We start from the raw sequence: 19,170 nt of genomic DNA, 5'->3' as shown, positions 1-19,170 counted from the left end.
TACTCCCATGTGTTGGACTGAAAGGGTCAGGCGAGCACGCGGCTCAGGAACGAGCGCACGCGTGGATCGGCAGGGTTGCTGAGCACGTCGCCCGGCACCCCCATTTCGCGGATTTCGCCGTCGATCATCACCACGACGCGGTCGGCGACCTCGCGGGCAAAGCCGATCTCGTGGGTGACGACGATCATGGTGGTGCCGCCGCGGGCCAGGGTGCGCATCACCTCCAGCACCTCACCGACCAGTTCCGGGTCGAGCGCGCTGGTCGGCTCGTCGAACAGCATGACGCGCGGCTCCATGGCGAGCGCCCTGGCTATTGCCACGCGCTGCTTCTGGCCGCCGGAAAGCTGGGAAGGATAGGCCGAGGCCTTGCCGGCCATGCCGACCTGCTCCAAAAGCTCCATCGCGCGGCTTTCCGCCTCGGCGCGCTTGAGGCCGCGCACCACCATCGGCCCTTCGATGACATTGCCGAGCACCGTGCGGTGGGCGAACAGGTTGAAATGCTGGAACACCATGCCGAGCTGGCTTTGCTGGGCGCGCAGGTGCTTGACCGGCAGTTCCTGCAGCGCGCCATTGGCGTAACGGTAGCCCATGATGGCGCCGTCGACCCAGACATAGCCGCCATTGGGTGTCTCGAGATGATTGATGCAGCGCAGGAACGTGCTCTTGCCGCTTCCGGAAGGGCCGAGGATGCAGAGCACTTCGCCATAGGCGACTTCCAGGTCGAGGCCCTTGAGGACCTCGTGTTCGCCGAAACTCTTGCGGATTCCGACCGCCTTGACCGCGAGACTCATGCTTGCCCCCTGGCGACGGCTCGGCGCGTCCAGCCTTTGAACCAGCTGCGCTGGCCGGCAGCTGCCGTGGCATCGCGGCCAAAGTGGCGTTCAAGGTAATACTGGCCGATGGAGAGGACTGTGGTTCCGGCCAGGTACCAGGCGGCGCAGACGAACAGCAGCTCGATGACGGCCCCATTGATGAAGTAGATACGCTGTGCAGCGTTCAGCATCTCGCCCATGGCGATTGTGGCGGCGAGCGAGGAGAACTTCAGCATGCCGATGGCGCTGTTGCCAAGGACCGGCAGGATCAGCCGCAGCGTCTGCGGCAGGATGATGCGACGCATGGTCTGGCCAGGCGTCATGCCGAGCGTATGGGCGGCTTCGGTCTGGCCACGGTCCACCGAAGCGATGCCGCCGCGCACCACTTCGGTGAGGTAGGAACCTTCGTTGACGCCGAGGCCGAGCACGGCAGCGACGAAGGGCGTGACGACGTCGACCATGCGCGCGTCGACCAGGCCGGGAATGTAGAGGCGCGGGAAGACCAGAGCGATGTTGAACCAGATGAGCAGCTGCAGCAGCACCGGCGTGCCGCGGAACACCCAGACATAGAGCCAGGCGGCGAAACGCAGGATCGGATTTGCCGACAGCCGCATGATGCCGAAGGCGAAGCCGAGAGCCACGCCGAGCGCCAATGCTACTGCGGAGATCAGCAGAGTCCAGCCGAAGCCGGTCACGATGACGCCTGCCGTCAGGAACTCTCCGACCACCGGCCATTGGATCTGCCCGACGGCAAAGGCACGGCCGATGACGGCGAGCAGCAGAAGCACGACGCCACCGCTTATCCAGCGGCCAGGATGATGGAGGTGGCGAACGGCGACGTCGCGCGCCGGCAGATCGGCCAGCGGCAATGCAGCGGTTGAAGGTGGAAGCGACTGGGACATGGCATCCAATTGTAGAGTTGGGCACCCAATTGTAGGGTTAGGCCTACAACTTAATATGAGGCGTTTCGAATGGAGTCAAGCTGCCTTCAGTCAGGGCCATCAGAGGGACGAGGGCGCAGTCGTCGAAGGGCAGGGCGGTATGCCGACAGGCGGGACCCGGATTGATGTCAATGCGGCTTGCGCACCGATTCCGTGATGGTCTGCGCAAGGGTTTCGGCCGCGCGCGAAGGTTTATTGCGGGGATAGGCTATGTGGAACATATCCTCGAAAACCATGCGCTCGGGCGCCAGCACCCGGAGGCGGCCCGTGCGAACCCATTCGTCGGCATAGTGGTCGGGCAGGAAGCCGATATAGGCACCAGAGAGCAGCAGCAGCAGGGTGCCTTCCATATGAGGCGTCGCGGCTGCCCAGGTGAAGCTCACCCCGCAGATCGTCTCGTTGAGCATGTAGGTGCGGCCGGCGAAGGGTTGGGCGGCGAGGCGGTCGTCGGTGAGGTCGGCGTCGGGGACGGCAAAGAGCGCGTGGCCCTCGGCACAGTAGAGCTTCTGGACCTCGGAGAAGGCTGGCTGGGTGCGGAAATGCGGCGTGACACTACCGACCGACGGCATCAGGACGATCTGATAGCCGCCGTTCAACAGGCCCTGGTGCAGCACCTGGGGTGCGGCGACGTCGATTTCCAGATGAACGCGCGGGGCGGCGCGGTGAAAGGCGGCCAATGCTCCCTGCAGGTCGAGGTCGCGGTTGGTGATCATGGCATCGACGGTGCCGAAGCTGAGATTGCCCGTCAGCTCCCCCTGCGCCTCGCCGATGCGGCTCTGGAACTTTTCGAGCGACCCAAAGAGCTCGAGCGCTGCGTCATAAACGAGCCGCCCCTCGTCGGTGAGCTCGAAGCCGCCGCGCCCGCGGCTGCACAGGCGCAAGCTCAGCCGTTCCTCGAGGTGGCGCATGTGGGTGGAGATCGTCGCCTGGGTCATGCCTAGCGCCGATTGCGCTGCGGAAAAGCCGCCGTGCTGCACGACGGAGGCGAAGACGCGCAGCAGCCTGAGTTCCGCATCGCCAAGCGAGAGGTTGAGGACGCGATGGCGGACCTTGTTGATCATTCATTGATTAATGCACAAGTAAACATCCAATCATAGATACTTTTAAACGTATCGGCATTTGGCACACTCCTCCGACCTTTGGAGGAGGGCATATGGCCAGCAATTCCTATGAATCCGGACGTCTGAACCTGCCGTTCGTCGGCATCTGCACCTTCGGCAAGTATCCCTACCAGCCCGACTGGGACGCCATCGACGCCGATGTCGCCATCCTCGGCGCGCCCTTCGACTGCGGCACGCAGTGGCGGGCCGGCACCCGCTTCGGCCCTCGTTCCATCCGCGAGGCTTCGACGCTGTTCTCCTTCGGCCATGGCGGCGCCTATGACCACGAGGACGATGTCACTTACCTGCCCAGCGGCGAGGTCTCCATCGTCGACATCGGCGACGCCGACATCGTCCATACCGACACGATGAAGAGCCACGCCAACATCGAGTTCGGCGTGCGCAAGATCCTGGCCGCCGGCGCATTGCCGGTGGTGCTGGGCGGCGACCATTCGGTCAATATTCCCTGCATCAACGCCTTCTCCGACGATTGCGCCGAGAACGGCCCGATCCACATCGTCCAGATCGACGCTCATCTCGACTTCGTCGACGAGCGCCACGGCGTGCGCTACGGCCACGGCAACCCGATGCGCCGCGCCGCCGAAAAGCCCTATGTCAGCGGCCTGTCGCAGCTCGGCATCCGCAACGTCTCGTCCACCGCCAAAGAGGGATACGAGGACGCGCGCAAGATGGGCTCCGACATCCTGTCGGTGCGCCAGATCCGCGCCCTGGGAAGTGCCGCCGTCGCCGAGCGTGTTCCCGCCGGCGCGCGCTATTACGTCACCATCGACATCGACGGTTTCGACCCCTCGATCGCGCCGGGCACCGGCACGCCCTCGCATGGCGGCTTCATCTATTACGAGGTGCTGGAGATCCTGGCCGCACTCGCCAAGCGCGGCACCATCGTCGGCATCGACCTGGTCGAGGTGGCCCCCGACTACGACCAAACAGGCGGTACCGCCATCCTGGCGGCACAGGTGCTGATGAACCTCATCGGCCGCGTCATGCATGCCAGGCAAACCAACGCCGAACGAGGAACTGAGGAGAGCCGGCCGCTCGCGGTTTTCGGCTGAGAAGGAGGAACACATGGACGACAACGTCCGCAATTATCTCGACCACTATGGTGTCAGCGACGCGACCCGGCGGTTTCTGGCGAAGCCGCAAAAGATGTTCATCGACGGCGCCTGGGTGGATGCCAGCAACGGCGCGACCTTCGATATTTTCGAGCCTTCGACCGGCGGTCTGGTCGGCCGCGCGCCTTCCGGCACGACCGAGGATCTCGACCGGGCCGTCCATGCCGCCCGCCGCCAGTTCGATGGCGGTGCCTGGCGCCGCCTCAAGCCGCTTGAGCGCGAGCGCCTGCTGCACCGCCTTGCCGACCTGATCGAGCTCCATGCCGACGAGTTGGCGGAGATCGAGGCGATCGACATGGGCAAGTCGGTGACCTTTGCCCGCGAGATCGACATCCAGGGCACGGTCGATACGTTTCGCTACTTTGCCGGCTGGCCTTCCAAGCTGCATGGGCGCACCGTCGAGCCGTCCATTCCCGGCAACTATCTCGCCTACACCCGTAAGGAACCGCTGGGTGTGGTCGCGGCCATCGTGCCGTGGAACTTTCCACTCCAGACCATGGCCTGGAAGCTTGCGGCAGCGCTGGCAGTCGGCTGTACCGTTATCGTCAAACCCGCCGAACTGACCTCGCTCTCCACATTGCGCTTTGCCGAACTGGTGCAGGAGGCAGGCATCCCTGATGGCGTCGTCAACATCGTGACGGGCCGCGGCAGTGTGATCGGCGCGGCTATGTCGACGCATCCCGGCATCGACAAGGTGACGTTTACCGGTTCGACACCGGTCGGCCAGGAGGTCGGCCGCACCGCCGTCGGCAATCTCAAGCATGTCACGCTGGAACTCGGCGGCAAGTCGCCGGTGCTCGTTCTGGACGATGCCGACATCGCGAGTGCCGCCAAGGCGGTGGTGAACGGCGTGTTCTTCAACTCCGGGCAGGTTTGCGACGCCGGCACGCGCGTCTATGTCCAGCGCTCGGTGCATGACGCCTTCCTCGACGAACTGGTCGCCGTCACCAAGACGCTCAAGATCGCGCCTGGCCTCGACCGCGACTGCTACATCGGCCCGCTGGTCTCGGCGCAACAGAAGAAAGTCGTCTCGTCCTATATCGCGGCCGGCCGCCGCGAAGGCGCCGAACTGATCCATGGCGGCGTGAGCCTCGACCGGCCGGGCCACTTCATCGAACCGGCGATCTTCGCGCGCTGCAAGCCCGAGATGACGATCGTCCGCGAGGAGATCTTTGGCCCCGTTCTGGTGACCGACGCATTCGACGATCTCGATGATGCGGTTACCCTGGCCAACGACACGCCGTTCGGCCTGGCGGCTGCGATCTACTCGAATGACCTGTCGCGGGTGCACGGGCTGATCCCGCGCCTGCATGCGGGTTCGATCTACGTCAATGCCCACAGCACGATCGATCCTTCCATGCCCTTCGGCGGGTTCAAGGCCTCGGGTTTTGGCAAGGACCTGGGTCCCGAGCAGCTCGACTACCTGATGGAGACCAAGGCCGTGTGGATCACGCTGCCATGAGGTGCTCGGCCTGATGAGCAATTCTCCGGCCGTCGCCCATGGGCGGCCGGTTGGCAAGATCGGCGGCTGATGGAGCCGCATGCATCGCGGATAGACGCCGAAGGCGCGACGCGAAAGGGGAACAACAATGGAAACAGATATCGCCTGGCAGAAAGAACTCGAGCGGCGCGCCCGCATCTATGAGGACATCGAGGCTGGCGGCCGCTTCGAAGGGGTGATGACCACGCTCGACTACGCCGGCATGGCCGCCCTAACGCTTGTTCTGGTCGTCGGATTCTGGATCTGGGGGGCGTGAAATGACCGACCATGTCAGCCGCGGCGGCTTTGCCGCCATCGAAACTGAGCAGGAAGAGGCCGCCCGCAATCGCGCTGCCGCCGAACGAGGCGATGCGCCTTTGCTTCCTTCCGAACGCCTCTGGGGCTTCTGGGAGTTCACTTACGCCAATTCGGCGCTTGCCATTGCCACCTGGGCATTCCTGATCGGCGGTGCCATCGGCCTCTTCGTCGGGCCGAAGGAAGGCATCGCGGCCATCGTCATCGGCAACATCGTCGGTGTCGTGCTGACGGCGCTCGCCACAACACCGCTCTCCGGTCGCTATGGCATCGAGCAGTTCGTCGCGCTGCGCAGCCAGTTCGGCTACAACGGCAGCCGCATCGTCTATGTGCTCGCTGTCGTCGTGCTCACCATGGGCTGGCTCGCGGTGCTCGCCATGATGTTCGGCCGCTCGATTGATGGGCTGGCCGCGCTCAGCGCAGGCGAGGCGGCCAATCCGACCGGCATCAAGATGGTCATCGCCGCGATTGGCGCGATCCTCGTCACCTGGTTCATCGTCGCCAAGGGGCCGACTTCGATCAAGTTCTTCAACATGGTCGTCTCGCCCGCGCTGGTGATCCTGATGATCGCAATGCTCTACCTCATCCTCCAGCAACGATCCTTTGCTGAGCTGCTTGAGATGCCGGCACTTGCTCCGCCCTTCGAAGACAACACGCTCAACTTCATCATCGCCGTTGAAGTCAACCTTGCTGCCGGCTTCTCCTGGTGGCCCTATATCGGCAACCTGGCACGTCTCACCAAGAACGAGCGCACCGCCTTCTGGCCGAACATTCTGGGTATCTTCGGCGCCGCGGCTCTTGGCGAAATCGTCGGCCTGCTCGCCGCCGTTGCCCTGGGTGAAAGCGACCCGACGATCTGGATGACCAAGATCGCAGGTCCAATCATCGGCATCATCGCTCTGCTCTTTGTTGCCTTCGCCAACATGACCTCGATGGCCAATATTCTCTACACCTCCATCGTCGGTCTCAGGCAGGTGGGAACGGCGTCGGTGCGCGCCATTTCCTGGAGCACGATCCTGTTCCTGTTCTGCCTCATCCCGCTCGGCCTCGTGATCTTCTACCCGCAGATGTATGACGGTTTCTTCATCTTCCTCGTCTGGACGTCGGCGCTCAATTCCGCGCTCGCCGGCATCGGCATCGCCGACTACTTCTTCCTGCGCGGCCAGAAGCTGGACATGCGTAGCCTGCATGGTCCGCAGGAAAGCGGTCCGTACCGTTTCTGGGCAGGATTCAACCCGATCGGGCTCGCGGCACTTGCCATGGGCTTCATCGTCTACGTTGCGATCTTCAACCCGCAGACGCTCGCGAGCATTCCGGCCTTCAAGTACCTGACCGCCTCAGTGCCGTCCTGCCTGGCGGCCGGCGTGGTCCACTACGTGCTCACCAGGCTGTTCGCCCGCGGCGCCGGCTGGGGCAACTACCCCCGACGCTGAGCCCCTACATCGAGGTGGGCCACGCGCCGCCTCGAACCCCGTACCCAATAGTGATCCGAAACCCATCGGGATGACCGCCATGGATGCCACCTTCGACTACATCATCATCGGCGCCGGTTCGGCCGGCTGCGTCCTGGCCAACCGGCTGACGGAGGACCCGTCCTGCAAGGTACTGGTGCTGGAATATGGCGGCAGCGACAACTCGATCTTCATCCAGATGCCGACGGCACTGTCGATCCCGATGAACGGCACGAAGTACAACTGGAAATACATGACCCTGCCGGAGCCCGGCCTCGACGGCAGGCAGGTGCACTGCCCGCGCGGCAAGGTCATCGGTGGCTCGTCCTCGATCAACGGACTGGTCTATATGCGTGGCCACGCACGCGACTTCGACGAATGGGCCGAGCTCGGCGCGCGCGGCTGGGGTTATGCCAATTGCTTGCCCTATTTCCAGCGCGCCGAAAGCTGGCAAGAGGGCGGTGATTCCTATCGCGGCGACAGTGGGCCGCTCGCCACCAATGCCGGCAACAAGATGCAGAACCCGCTCTACAAGGCCTTTGTCGATGCCGGCCACGAGGCTGGTTACATCACGACGGCGGATCCGAACGGGCAGATGCAGGAGGGCTTCGGCGCCATGCATATGACCGTCAAGGACGGTGTACGCTGGTCGACGGCCAATGCCTATCTCAAGCCGGCGATGAGCCGCCCGAACCTCACTGTCGTCACCCATGCCATGACGCGTCGCGTGTTGCTCGAGGGCAAGCGCGCCGTCGGTGTCGAGTATGAACTCGGCGGCGAACGCGTCGTGGCCAAGGCGAGCCGAGAGGTGCTCATTTCCTCCGGCCCGATCGGCTCGCCGCATCTCCTTCAGCGCTCCGGCATCGGGCCTGCGGCGGTGCTGCAAAAGGCCGGCGTGCCGGTGCTGCATGACCTGCCCGGCGTCGGTGAAAATCTTCAGGACCATTCCGAGGTTTACATACAGTATGCCTGCAAGGAGCCGATTACGCTCAACGGCAAGATGGGGTTGTTGAGCAAGGCGCTGATCGGGGCCGAATGGATCCTGTTCAAGAAGGGGTTGTCGGTCTCCAACCATTTCGAGAGCGGCGGCTTCATCCGTTCCGATGCATCGCTCGAATGGCCCGACATCCAGTTCCACTTTCTGCCGGCAGCGATGCGCTATGACGGCAAGAAGCCGCTCAAGGGGCACGGTTTCATGGTGCTGACCGGCCCCAACAAGCCCAAGAGCCGTGGCTATGTCCGATTGCGGTCACCCGAAGCGCATGAGCAGCCCGACATCTTGTTCAACTATCTCGATCGCGAGGAGGACAGGGAAGGTTTCCGTCGTTGTCTGAGGTTGACGCGCGAGATCATCGCACAGCCGGCCTTCGACAGGTTCCGTGGTGAGGAGATGGCTCCGGGCAAGGACGTTCGTAGCAATGACGAGATCGACGCCTGGATGCGCGAGACGATGGAGAGCACCTACCACCCTTGCGGCTCCTGCCGCATGGGGGAGGACGCGATGGCCGTCGTCGACAGCAACCTCAAGGTACGTGGCGTCGAAGGGCTCAGGGTGATCGACAGCTCGGTCTTCCCGTCCGAGCCGAACGCCAACCTCAACGCGCCGACCATCATGCTCGCCGAACGGGCTTCCGACATCGTGCGTGGAAAACCGCTGCTCGCAGCGTCCAATGCGCAGGTGGGCATCGCCCCCGGTGTCGGGGTCAGCCAGCGCAGCCGCAATCCGGTACGTGCCGTCCAACACTGAGCCGTTTTTGGAGGCCAGCATGGTCGAACGTGGAATTGGCTATGTGCTTTGCCGACGGGATCATGGCGGACCGGAGGAGCCATGCGATCAGGCGGCCTGCGTGGAGGCGTTCTTTCGCCGGTTGCGAGCCTGCTTCACCGGCGTGTTCGTGACAGCTCTATCGCGGCGGCCTCACATCCGGACGAGTGCCTCGGCGAGGCGGCCGAGATAGGGCTTCATGCGCTCTGCCGGAACACCGGCATAGCCGAGAATGAGCGCGTCGGCCCGGGCTACCGGGCCGATCGCATAGTCGGACAGCGGATAACTTTGGAGCCCGGCCTCGATCACCGCGCGGTGGGCTAGCCGGTCTTCTCGCCCGCCGTCCAACCAGGCGAGCGCATTGAGCCCGCTCTCGGAACAGTCCATGCGGGCGAGGCCGGCGAGGGCCACTTGGCCCGCTTCCTTAAAGGCGTCGCGACGCTCGGCATAGAGCCCGCGCATCCGGCGCAGGTGGCTGGCGAAATGCCCGCCGCCGATGAACTCGGCCAGCACGAGCTGGGTTTCCACCGGCGCACTGCGATGAATGAGGCCGGCCAGGTTGCGGAAGGCGCCGACGAGTGCCGGAGGCAGCACGAGATAACCGATGCGGATGCCGGGATAGAGCGCCTTGCTGAAACTGCCGGCATAGATCACCCGGCCGTGGCTATCGATGGAGCGCATCGAGGGCAGCGGCGCGCCGTCATAGCGGAACTCGCTGTCATAGTCGTCCTCGATGATCCAGGCATCGTTTGTCCGCGCCCATTCCAGCAGTGCAAGCCGGCGCGGCAGCGAAAGCGTCACCCCAAGCGGATGGTGTCGTGAGGGCATGACGAAGGCGAGGCGCACATGGGGGTGGCGCGCCATGGCACCTGTGACATCCATGCCATCCGCATCGACATCCACGGGGCAGAGTTCCAGGCCAAGCGTACGGAACAGGTTGCTGGTGGTAACGGGCCCTGGGTCCTCGAACCAGATGCCGTCGCCGGGATCGGCGAGCGCCAGCGCCGCAAGCGTAAAGGCTGCGTGTCCTCCCGGCGTGATGATGATCTGCTCAGGGTCGCAGGGATCGCGCCGGTGCAGGGCCAGGTACTCGGCGATCCGCTGTCGCAGTACCAGTTCCCCCGCGACATCGCCATAGCCCATGGCGGCCTTGCCGCCGCGCGTCACCGCGTTCCAGCATTTCCGCCACTGGGCGAAGGGAAAACGGTCGAGCGCCGGCTGGTTGGGCAGGAAGGGCCGATGCTCCATCTTATCGATCTCGGCCGACACGCCGCCCGCCAGCGTGCCGATCCGCGACAGTCGCGGCGGTGTGTCGCCAAGCGGCTGCGCGGCGCGCGGCTGCGATGGCTGGCGGGGCAGGGCGATGGAAACGAATGTGCCGGCGCCTTGCCGCGCCTCCAGATAGCCCTCCGCCTTCAGGTTTTCCAGGACGCGAACCAGTGTCTGGCGCGACAGGCCCAATTCTTGGGCCAGGATGCGGCTCGCCGGCAGACGCGTGCCCGCCCGCAAATGCCCGCGCAGGATCGCCGTGCGCAACTGGTCCTGCACCTGCCGGAACTTTGGCAGGGAGGCAGACCCTTCGAGGCGAAGGAAGGGCAGGATCGGGCCTTCGAACTGCTTGGCCAAGCTTATGTCCCTCCAAATTGGTCTAGTCGAATGCATGATAATGGACGTTTGATTGTTGTCCAATTGTTACATGCTCTGCCTACACGAGAACACACCGATGCAGCCCCAGAGGACGCAGACGGGTGCCAGGGGAACCGGTGCGCACGGCAGGGCCGACGACCGGACGCATGGATCAACGCATCGCCCACGAACCGTCGCCGACGGTCAACAGGAGGACTTCATGAACCGCTTCATCTCGCGCGCATTCGTGTCCGCGCTCGCCCTCGCGGCGGCTTTGCCGACAGTTGTTCGGGCAGAGCCGGTGCAGGACCTCGTCGACGCCGCCACCAAGGAGGGCATGCTGACGGTCATCGCCCTGCCGCATGACTGGTGCAACTACGGTGAGGTCATCGCCAGCTTCAAGGCGAAATATCCTGGTATCACGGTCAACGAACTGAACCCCGATGCCGGTACGGCCGATGAATTGGAAGCGATCCGCGCCAACAAGGGCAACACCGGCTCGCAGGCCCCCGACGTCGTCGATCTCGGCCTCGCCTTTGCGCCGGCCGCTGCCAAGGAGGGCTTGCTCCAGCCCCACAAGGTGGCCACCTGGGACGAGATCCCCGACAACATCAAGGATGCGGACGGCTACTGGTATGGCGACTATTACGGCGTCATGGCCTTTGGCGTGAACAAGGACCTGCTGGCGACGGCGCCGGCTGACTGGTCGGATCTTTCCAAGCCTGAATATTCCGGTGCCGTGGCGCTCACCGGCGATCCGCGTTCCTCGGCGCAGGCGATCCTGGCACTGATGTCAGCCGGCATCTCGCGTGGTGCCAAGCCCGGCGCCGAATCCGGCGCCAAGGGACTGGAGCTCTTTGCCGAGCTGAACAAGGCCGGCAACTTCGTTCCGGTGCTCGGCAAGGCCGGCACGATCGCGCAGGGCCAGACGCCGATCGTCGCTGCCTGGGACTACAACCTGCTTGCCTGGCGCGACGCGCTGAACGGCAATCCGCCGATGGACGTCGTCGTGCCCAAGAGCGGCGTTGTGGCCGGCGTCTATGTCCAGGCGATCTCCGCCTATGCGCCCCATCCGAACGCGGCAAAACTCTGGATGGAATATCTCTACTCCGACGAAGGCCAGACCGGCTGGCTGAAAGGTTACTGCCACCCGGCGCGCTTCGCCGCCATGCTGAAGGCCGGAAAGTTTCCGCAAGAACTGCTCGACAAGCTGCCGCCGGCCGAAGCCTACGAAAAGGCGATCTTTCCGGCTGTCGAAGAGCTGGACGCCAACAAGACCGCCATCACCGGCGGATGGGACAAGGTCGTCGGCGCCAACATCAAGTAAGCCGCGCACACGGTGGGAAGGCCTGCTCACGGCAGGCCTTCGGCCATCGCGCCCGTTGGGAGCCATCGGATGACGACAATAACCCTATCCCTGCCATCGGTGCGGCAGCCGAGGCAGGTGCTCAGCTGGTTCGGGGTTGCCCCATTCTTCCTCTTCGCCCTGCTGTTCCTGATCTTGCCGACACTCAATATCGTGGTCGGCGCCTTCCGCAACCCGCAGGGGCAGGTCACACTGGAGAACCTCGGAAAGCTGCTCTCGCCCTCCATCCTGTCGGCTTTCTGGATCTCGATCGAGCTCAGCCTGCTGACGGCGGTGCTTGGCTGTCTGTTCGGCTTCCTCATCGCAGCGGCTATCACCCTCGGCGGCCTGCCGCGCCCGTTGCGCAATGCCATCCTCACCTTTTCCGGCGTCGCCTCCAATTTCGCTGGTGTACCGCTTGCCTTCGCCTTCATCGCGACGCTCGGACGCCTTGGCTTCGTCACCATGCTGCTGCGCCACTGGTTCGGCATCAATCTCTATGGCAGCGGCTTCAACGTCGTCTCCTTCCTCGGCCTCGCGCTCACCTATCTCTATTTCCAGATCCCGTTGATGGTGCTGATCATCACGCCGGCGCTGGAAGGGCTAAGGCGTGAGTGGCGGGAGGCGGCGGAGAGCCTCGGGGCTTCCGGTGCGCAATATTGGCGGATGGTGGCGCTGCCGGTGCTGTGGCCCTCGCTGCTCGGCACGCTGGCGCTGCTCTTCGCCAATGCCTTTGGAGCAGTCGCCACCGCCATTGCGCTGACAGGTTCCTCGCTATCGATCGCGCCCATCGTGCTCTTCGCGCAGATCCGCGGCGACGTGCTCAACGATCCCCACCTCGGCTACGCCATCGCCTTTGCCATGATCGTGCTGACGGCCATCGCCAACTGCATCTACATCCTCCTGCGCATGCGTGCCGAAAGGTGGCTCAAATGACGGGAAGACAGCTGTGGTCCTGGCTCGCCGTCGCGTTAGGCGGGCTCTATTTCCTGCTTCCGCTCGTCGGCATGTTCGACTTCTCCATGCGCATGCAGCGTGGCGTCTATTCGTTCCAAGCGTATCGCGTCGTGCTCGCCGATCCCCAGTTCCAACAGACTTTCGGCTACTCGGTCGCGCTGGCCTTGCTGACCATCATCCTCGGCATCCTGCTCGTCGTGCCCACCGCCTATTTCGTGCGTCTCCGCTTTCCTGGTCTTCGGCCGGCCATCGAATTCATCACGCTGCTGCCGCTGGTCATCCCGCCCATCGTCATCGTCTTCGGCTACATCCGCATCTACAACACCTCGTCCGTGCTGCCACTGACGGGGAGTTGGTGGGGCACGAACATCCTGCTGCTCTGTGGCTATGCGGTGCTGTCGCTGCCCTACATGTACCGCTCGGTGGACACGGGCCTGCGCACCATCGACATCGCCAGTCTCACCGAGGCCGCGCAGTCGCTCGGTGCCGGCTGGGCGCGTATCCTTGCGGTCGTCATCCTGCCGAACGTCTTCGTCTCGGTTCTGTCAGGGGCCTTCTTGACCTTCGCCATCGTCATCGGCGAGTACGTCTTCGCTGCCTTGCTCAACGTCAATTCCTTCGGCCCCTACATGGTCTGGATGGGCGGCAACCGGGCCTATGAGCCCTCGGCGCTCGCCGTCGTCGCCTTCGCGATCACCTGGGCCTGCATGGGGCTGATCCAGCTTTTCACCCGCTTTTCCAAATTCTCGACAGCGAGGCGCTGACCGTGTCCTTTCTCGACATTCGCCATCTGCAAAAGTCCTTCGGCGCGCATCGCGTCGTGAAGGATTTCACCCTCGGCATCGACAAGGGCGAGTTCGTGTCCTTCTTGGGGCCCTCCGGCTGTGGCAAGACCACCGTGCTGCGCATGGTCGGCGGCTTCGAGGCGCCGACGTCGGGCGCCGTCAGCATCGACGGACGCGACGTCACCGCTCTGCCCGCAAACCGGCGCAAGATCGGCATGGTGTTTCAGTCCTATGCACTCTTCCCGAACCTGACGGTGGCGGAGAACGTCGGCTTTGGCCTCAAGGTGGCCGGCCAAGACAAAGCGGAGATCGCACGGCGGGTTGCCGAAATGCTGGAGCTGATCGGCCTGCCACAACTCGGCAGCCGCTATCCTTTCCAGCTCTCCGGCGGCCAGCAGCAGCGCGTGGCGCTCGCCCGCGCGCTCGCGCCGCGGCCTGAGGTGCTGTTGCTCGACGAGCCGCTGTCGGCGCTCGATGCGAAGATCCGCGTCAGCCTGCGCGACGAAATCCGCCGTATCCAGCGCGACCTCGGCATCACCACGATCTTCGTGACCCATGACCAGGAGGAGGCGCTGTCGATGTCGGACCGCGTCGTTGTCATGCATCAGGGCGTTGCGGACCAGATCGGTACGCCGTTCGAGATCTACAACCGGCCGGCGACGCGCTTTGTTGCCGAATTCGTCGGCACGCTGAACCTCATCGATGCCGATCTGGTCGACGCCGCGGCTGGCCACATCCGCTTGGCCGGTGTGCCGGTGACACTGGACAGAGCATCGCCGGGCAGAGCCGGGGAGCGCATCAGCCTGGCGCTGCGGCCTGAGACGGTGACGCTCGGGCGCGGGGGAGGCGACATCGTCCTGCCGGGGCGGATCGCCGAAGTGCATTTCCTTGGGCCCGTGATCCGTGTCCGCGTCTCGGTGGAAGGCGGCGGTTCCATCGCGCTCGACACGTTCAATCAGGCCGACAGGCTGCCACCTTTGATCGGTGCGCCGGTCGATATCAGCATGTCGCATCGCGACCTTCTGGTGCTCGCCGCCTGATGGGGCTCGAAGCTTTGAAATCACCAGCGGAGGAGCTGGCATATTGATCGACATGCCTTGGGACACGGCGCCGTTCGCCGACTGGCGCGCGCGCATCGCGCAACTTCCGGCGCACAGCCGGACCCGGCTCGCCGCACGAGCAAGGAGCGCGCCGCTCTTCGCCCATGCCTATGCCTTTCATCTCAACATGCGCTTCGGCGGCATGACGCCGCTGCATCTTGCCGAATTCGCCAGGAAGCAGCGGCTTTTCGGCGTGAAGGTCCATGTTGAGGATGGCGAAGGCGCAAATCTTGCCCGAATGGCCGACGCGGCGCTGCGTGCCTACGGAACGGCGGTGAGCGATCTTGGGCTGGAGCTGCATGTCGAGACCAGCACGACAGATGCGGCCGGGCTGGCGGATGCGGTGCGGATCGCTCTTGCCACCGGTGCCACCTCGTTGCGCTGCTATCCGCGCTATGAGGGCCGCGTTTCCGACATCGTCGCCTGGACGATCGCAGACCTTCGCCGGTTGACCGCCCTCGACCCCGAAGGGAAGCTGCGTTTTACGCTCGAGCAGCATGAAGACCTCAAGTCGGATGAGCTGATCGACATCCTGGAGGCCGTGGCCAATCCTCGCCTCAGCCTGCTGTTCGATTTCGGCAACATGATCAATGCCTATGAAATGCCGCTGCCGGCGCTCGACGCACAGTCGCCCCATGTCACCGAGGTTCACGTCAAGGATTGTCTCGTCATGCCTGATCGTGGCGGCTGGGCGCATCTCGCCTGTCAGTCGGGCGGCGGGCACCTGCCGATGCAGGCGATGTTCGTCGACTTGCTTCTGCTTGGCGATGACCGTCCGCAGGTCCTGGCCTTCGGGCTGGAGGAAGAAGAGGGCTATTTCGCTCCCGCCCTGCGTTTCGCCGCTGAGGAGGCCGATCCTTTCATCCCCGCTCGTTCAGCCAGCTTCACCGACATTGGGACCAGCCAGCTTGCAGAGCGGTTGCAACGGGAGGTCCACGCTGCCCACCGGCAGGTCGAAACCGTCAGGGCGATGCTGGATGAGATCGCCACCGAAGCTGAAAGGATGCCACAATGAACCAGGGCCCTGCCTGCCCCCCGGCGTACCTGGCGCTCGCCCATACGATGGCGGATGCCGCTGCCCAAGTGATCCGACCGCATTTCCGCCAACCCATCGCCATCGACGCCAAGGCCGATGCCAGCCCCGTCACCATTGCCGACCGGGACGCCGAAGCCGCGATGCGGCGAATGATCGAAAGAGAGTTCCCAGATCACGGCATCAGGGGCGAGGAGCTCGGCGCCTGCCGCACCGATGCCGAGTGGGTCTGGGTGCTTGATCCGATCGACGGCACGAAATCCTTCGTCTCCGGTTCGCTCGCCTTCGGCACGCAGATCGCACTGCTCCATCACGGCGAGCCGGTGCTCGGCATCATCAACCAGCCGATCACGGGAGAACGCTGGGTCGGGGCGGCAGGTGTCGCGACCCTCGGCGGAAAACCGATCCGCACCAGCGAAAGAACCGCACTCGATCAGGCGATCCTCTACACCTCGGCGCTCGAACAGTTCGACCGGCCACGCCATGACCGGTTCTCGGCGCTTGCCGCCAGCGTCCGCTTCACCCGGCTGTCGCACGACTGCTATGCTGCCGGACTACTGGCGCTCGGCGGCATCGATCTCCTCGTCGAAAGCGATGTTTTCGACTACGACATCCTCCCGCAAATGCCCATCGTGCAGGCCGCTGGCGGCCTCGTTACCGACTGGCAAGGGCAGCCGCTCCGGAATGCCCGAAACTACGCCACGGTGCTGATGGCGGCGAACGCCGAGCTCCACCGGGCCGCTTTGCAGATCCTTTGTCGCGATTGATTTTTCAGTCGTGCGGGTCGGCGCAAAAGGGTTGGTTAGCGACTGCTGGACGTCGCGGGCAATGGTCGTCTCATGCCGATGGGGACGAGTGCGCAAATATCCGCACGGCAAGGCGAGCCAACCGTCATGCGACTGGCTGACATCAGAGATGGCGTGTATTCGCGGACCGCGTCAGCAGCTGATGGCCAAGCCGGCAATCCCATCGAGACAGATCTGCCAACGCGACTGCAACGAATGGTCCCCGCGTCAAGCACTTCCTCACCCGGGGAGTCCAGCCATTATTTTGCGTGATGCCGACGATCATGCTTGATGCCGCCAATATTTCACTGCACATCGCTCGGCATGTCGGATGAGGCAAGAAACCTGCGTCGGGATTTGCTGTGGGCCTGGCCCGCATCGCTGATTCTGCATGGGTTTCTGATCGCGGTGATGCTGGCCTACAGCCAGCCGAGGCTTCCTGAACAGCAGCAGGAGGAGGCGGTAAACGTCACTCTCGTGCCGCCGCCAGCACAGCCGAAGCCGAAACCTGCTCCTCCGCCTCCCGCGAAGGCCGAAGCCGAAAAGCCTGCGGAGCCGAAGCGGTCGCCGGCGCCGGAGACATCGCCGACCAAGCCGGCGCAAATCGAGGTGCTGAAGCCTGTCTTCAGGTTCGGAGACAAGGATGCCGGTTCCGGCAAGTCTCCGGAGAGCGGCAGCGTCCAAGACACCGCGCCGTCCCCGGCAAAGGACGAGACTGTGAAGGCGCCTTCCGAGGAACGGCCCGATGCAGCCGATGACGCCGCAAAGCAGGCGGCGGCTGCAAAGGATTTCGGGGCGGTTCAGGACTCGGAGAGCGAGCCAGCTCCAAACCAGGACAATGGCAAGCAGGAAGCAGACAAGCAGGAGGGACTGACGGAGGGTGCCGACACGCAGGCAGCGTCGGAGCCAGCGCCGTTGGGCGCCATCGGCGCTGACGGCGAGATCGCGCTGCCCGCCATGGCCACGGCGCCTGAGCCCAGGCCCGCCAATACGTCGAAACCCAGTCTTGCGCAGATCCATAAACCTGGAAGCGGCAAGGCCAGGGCCCCAGCCTCCGGCAATGCGAACTCTGCCGCCTCGCAGCCCTTTTCGGGATTGCCGGGGGTTCGAAGGCCGCAATCGCAAGGCGCTACCGGTGCTGCACTGAGCACGACGGCGATGGCCGGCTTGCCTCGCGACAAGCGGGCCGCCCAACTCTGCGCCAGCGCGCTGCAACGGCGACTGGTCGACGCTTCCTATTCTCCCGACCTTGTGCCTCTCGTCCCGCTCAGGCGCGGCAATGTGCTCGACGTTCCGGAGGCGGCCTTCCGCACGCGCACGGCATGGCACGCGTTGAGCTTCCGATGCGAGGTCGATGCCGAGGCGACAACGATCCGATCCTTGTCCTTCCGCGTCGGCGCGACGATCCCGCCCGGCGAGTGGGCGCGGCTGGGGCTCCCCGCAAGCAACTAGGTGTCGAAGCTATGAAGGTTGTTCATTCGAGGAGGGACTGAGAAGCTGGGGTTGCGAAGCCAACCAACCTTCAGTGGAGCTCCCCGAATGAACGTCCATAAGAATGCGCGTCTGACGCCGTCAGGTCGAGTGCTTTTGGTGCAACGAATTGAACAGGGCTGGAGCGTGCGGCGTGCTGCCGGTTCGGCCGGGGTTTCGGAACGAACGGCTTATCGCTGGCTCGACCGCTACCGGGCCGGCGACCGGGTTCTGCACGATCGCAGTTCAGCGCCGCGCAACTGCCGGCATCGGCTGGCAGCCATGCAGGTGTCGCGGATCGAGCAGTTGCGGCGCCAGCGCATGACCGGGCCGGCAATTGCCCGGTCCTTGGGCCTGGCGCGTTCGACGGTAGGCTTGGTGCTGCGCCGGCTGGGACTGAACCGGCTGGCCTGGCTCGATCCCCGGCCCCCGGTGTTGCGCTACGAACGGCAGCGGCCGGGCGAACTGATCCATATCGACATCAAGACCCTGGGCCGTATCGACGGCGTTGGCCACCGGATCACGGGCCAGCACCGGGGGCATCATCGCGCCCGAGGCATCGGCTACGAACACCTGCATGTCGCCATCGACGATGCGTCCCGCCTCGCCTATGTCGAACTGCTGCCAAGCCTGGGCCGGGATGATGCCACTGGGTTCCTCAACCGGGCACTGGCCTGGTACGCCAGGCTGGGCGCCAGGGTTGAGCGGGTGATGACCGACAACGGCTCGGCGTATCGCTCCAAACTGTTCGCCCAGGCGCTCCAAGGTGCCGGTGCCCGACACATCCGCACAAGGCCCTACACCCCGCGCACCAACGGCAAGGCCGAGCGCTTCATCCAGACTTCGCTGCGAGAATGGGCCTATGCCAGGCCATACGCCTCATCGAACGAACGCGCCAAGGCCATTCACCAATGGGCAGCCAACTACAACCTGGCACGCCCACACTCGGCCCTTGGAGGCATCAGCCCGTTCCAAAGACTGAACAACCTTCTTGGAAACGACAACTAGGCGGCTCCCGATCTTGGCCTTGGTGCTGCGCTGCCCTTCCGCTGCAGCGCCATTGCGTGATATC

Annotated in this window: 17 protein-coding genes; 13 read left to right on the top strand and 4 right to left on the bottom strand. The window is 64.3% G+C overall.

The window, feature by feature from the left end; all coding sequences use genetic code 11:
• Positions 1-26: 26 nt before the first annotated feature.
• The 3 genes from Amn_RS19290 to Amn_RS19280 all read right to left on the bottom strand — a co-directional run bounded on the left by Amn_RS19290 (position 27) and on the right by Amn_RS19280 (position 2,814).
• Positions 27-791, bottom strand: coding sequence for an amino acid ABC transporter ATP-binding protein (locus Amn_RS19290; protein ID WP_067959998.1), 765 nt, complete (start codon positions 789-791; stop codon positions 27-29).
• The gene (locus Amn_RS19285) at positions 788-1,723 is read right to left on the bottom strand and encodes an amino acid ABC transporter permease (RefSeq protein WP_371818645.1); all 936 of its coding nucleotides are present in this window, start codon (positions 1,721-1,723) and stop codon (positions 788-790) included. Before Amn_RS19285 ends, Amn_RS19290 begins: the two co-directional genes overlap by 4 nt.
• A 158-nt stretch (positions 1,724-1,881) precedes the next feature.
• Complete coding sequence (locus tag Amn_RS19280) at positions 1,882-2,814, bottom strand: LysR family transcriptional regulator (protein WP_286290947.1); 933 nt, start codon at positions 2,812-2,814, stop codon at positions 1,882-1,884.
• Positions 2,815-2,906: 92 nt separating this feature from the next.
• On the opposite strand from Amn_RS19280, the gene speB reads away from it, so the two are divergent.
• The 5 genes from speB (at position 2,907) to betA (ending at position 8,979) form a co-directional block, all read left to right on the top strand.
• Positions 2,907-3,926: an agmatinase gene (speB, locus tag Amn_RS19275; protein WP_286290946.1), complete on the top strand. Its 1,020-nt coding sequence runs from the start codon at positions 2,907-2,909 to the stop codon at positions 3,924-3,926.
• Positions 3,927-3,939: 13 nt separating this feature from the next.
• Positions 3,940-5,448 carry an aldehyde dehydrogenase family protein gene (locus Amn_RS19270; RefSeq protein ID WP_067960005.1) on the top strand — a complete coding sequence of 503 codons (1,509 nt, stop codon included), beginning with the start codon at positions 3,940-3,942 and terminating at the stop codon, positions 5,446-5,448.
• Between the two features lie 127 nt (positions 5,449-5,575).
• Positions 5,576-5,743 carry a hypothetical protein gene (locus Amn_RS19265; protein WP_154384946.1) on the top strand — a complete coding sequence of 56 codons (168 nt, stop codon included), beginning with the start codon at positions 5,576-5,578 and terminating at the stop codon, positions 5,741-5,743.
• Between the two features lies 1 nt (position 5,744).
• Positions 5,745-7,214, top strand: a complete 1,470-nt coding sequence (locus Amn_RS19260) for a purine-cytosine permease family protein (protein ID WP_286290945.1) — start codon at positions 5,745-5,747, stop codon at positions 7,212-7,214.
• Between the two features lie 79 nt (positions 7,215-7,293).
• Positions 7,294-8,979 (top strand): choline dehydrogenase, encoded by a 1,686-nt coding sequence (gene betA / locus Amn_RS19255; protein ID WP_286290944.1) that lies wholly within the window; start codon positions 7,294-7,296, stop codon positions 8,977-8,979.
• A gap of 171 nt (positions 8,980-9,150) precedes the next feature.
• Here the strand turns inward: betA and pdxR are convergent, their stop codons facing one another.
• A complete protein-coding gene (gene pdxR / locus Amn_RS19250; protein WP_185910370.1) occupies positions 9,151-10,533 on the bottom strand; it encodes a MocR-like pyridoxine biosynthesis transcription factor PdxR in 1,383 nt (460 codons plus the stop codon).
• A 310-nt stretch (positions 10,534-10,843) separates the two neighbouring features.
• Between pdxR and Amn_RS19245 the strand changes: the two genes are divergently transcribed.
• From Amn_RS19245 to Amn_RS19210, 8 genes are all read left to right on the top strand, one after another.
• Positions 10,844-11,950 (top strand): ABC transporter substrate-binding protein, encoded by a 1,107-nt coding sequence (locus Amn_RS19245; protein WP_286290943.1) that lies wholly within the window; start codon positions 10,844-10,846, stop codon positions 11,948-11,950.
• A 69-nt stretch (positions 11,951-12,019) separates the two neighbouring features.
• On the top strand, positions 12,020-12,904 hold the full coding sequence (locus tag Amn_RS19240) for an ABC transporter permease (protein ID WP_067960012.1): 885 nt from the start codon (positions 12,020-12,022) through the stop codon (positions 12,902-12,904).
• A complete protein-coding gene (locus Amn_RS19235; RefSeq protein WP_067960015.1) occupies positions 12,901-13,689 on the top strand; it encodes an ABC transporter permease in 789 nt (262 codons plus the stop codon). Before Amn_RS19240 ends, Amn_RS19235 begins: the two co-directional genes overlap by 4 nt.
• Before the next feature lie 2 nt (positions 13,690-13,691).
• Positions 13,692-14,750 carry an ABC transporter ATP-binding protein gene (locus tag Amn_RS19230; protein WP_286290942.1) on the top strand — a complete coding sequence of 353 codons (1,059 nt, stop codon included), beginning with the start codon at positions 13,692-13,694 and terminating at the stop codon, positions 14,748-14,750.
• Between the two features lie 52 nt (positions 14,751-14,802).
• Complete coding sequence (locus Amn_RS19225; RefSeq protein WP_286298108.1) at positions 14,803-15,825, top strand: sugar phosphate isomerase/epimerase family protein; 1,023 nt, start codon at positions 14,803-14,805, stop codon at positions 15,823-15,825.
• Positions 15,822-16,610, top strand: coding sequence for an inositol monophosphatase family protein (locus Amn_RS19220; protein WP_067960024.1), 789 nt, complete (start codon positions 15,822-15,824; stop codon positions 16,608-16,610). Before Amn_RS19225 ends, Amn_RS19220 begins: the two co-directional genes overlap by 4 nt.
• 309 nt (positions 16,611-16,919) lie before the next feature.
• The gene (locus tag Amn_RS19215) at positions 16,920-18,080 is read left to right on the top strand and encodes a DUF930 domain-containing protein (RefSeq protein ID WP_286290941.1); all 1,161 of its coding nucleotides are present in this window, start codon (positions 16,920-16,922) and stop codon (positions 18,078-18,080) included.
• An 87-nt stretch (positions 18,081-18,167) separates the two neighbouring features.
• Positions 18,168-19,106, top strand: a complete 939-nt coding sequence (locus Amn_RS19210; RefSeq protein WP_286290940.1) for an IS481 family transposase — start codon at positions 18,168-18,170, stop codon at positions 19,104-19,106.
• Positions 19,107-19,170 lie beyond the last annotated feature (64 nt).

Source organism: Aminobacter sp. Y103A (assembly GCF_030294925.1).
Taxonomy (GTDB): Bacteria; Pseudomonadota; Alphaproteobacteria; order Rhizobiales; family Rhizobiaceae; genus Aminobacter; species Aminobacter ciceronei.
This window is presented reverse-complemented; position numbering and strand designations above follow the sequence as displayed.

Excerpts from the sequence above, each read along its gene's own strand:
- Amn_RS19290 (WP_067959998.1), bottom strand. The coding sequence starts at position 791 with ATGAGTCTCGCGGTCAAGGCGGTCGGAATCCGCAAGAGTTTCGGCGAA.
- Amn_RS19280 (WP_286290947.1), bottom strand. The coding sequence starts at position 2,814 with ATGATCAACAAGGTCCGCCATCGCGTCCTCAACCTCTCGCTTGGCGAT.
- speB (WP_286290946.1), top strand. The coding sequence starts at position 2,907 with ATGGCCAGCAATTCCTATGAATCCGGACGTCTGAACCTGCCGTTCGTC.
- Amn_RS19270 (WP_067960005.1), top strand. The coding sequence starts at position 3,940 with ATGGACGACAACGTCCGCAATTATCTCGACCACTATGGTGTCAGCGAC.
- Amn_RS19265 (WP_154384946.1), top strand. The coding sequence starts at position 5,576 with ATGGAAACAGATATCGCCTGGCAGAAAGAACTCGAGCGGCGCGCCCGC.
- Amn_RS19260 (WP_286290945.1), top strand. The coding sequence starts at position 5,745 with ATGACCGACCATGTCAGCCGCGGCGGCTTTGCCGCCATCGAAACTGAG.
- betA (WP_286290944.1), top strand. The coding sequence starts at position 7,294 with ATGGATGCCACCTTCGACTACATCATCATCGGCGCCGGTTCGGCCGGC.
- Amn_RS19245 (WP_286290943.1), top strand. The coding sequence starts at position 10,844 with ATGAACCGCTTCATCTCGCGCGCATTCGTGTCCGCGCTCGCCCTCGCG.
- Amn_RS19240 (WP_067960012.1), top strand. The coding sequence starts at position 12,020 with ATGACGACAATAACCCTATCCCTGCCATCGGTGCGGCAGCCGAGGCAG.
- Amn_RS19235 (WP_067960015.1), top strand. The coding sequence starts at position 12,901 with ATGACGGGAAGACAGCTGTGGTCCTGGCTCGCCGTCGCGTTAGGCGGG.
- Amn_RS19225 (WP_286298108.1), top strand. The coding sequence starts at position 14,803 with ATGCCTTGGGACACGGCGCCGTTCGCCGACTGGCGCGCGCGCATCGCG.
- Amn_RS19220 (WP_067960024.1), top strand. The coding sequence starts at position 15,822 with ATGAACCAGGGCCCTGCCTGCCCCCCGGCGTACCTGGCGCTCGCCCAT.
- Amn_RS19215 (WP_286290941.1), top strand. The coding sequence starts at position 16,920 with ATGCCGCCAATATTTCACTGCACATCGCTCGGCATGTCGGATGAGGCA.
- Amn_RS19210 (WP_286290940.1), top strand. The coding sequence starts at position 18,168 with ATGAACGTCCATAAGAATGCGCGTCTGACGCCGTCAGGTCGAGTGCTT.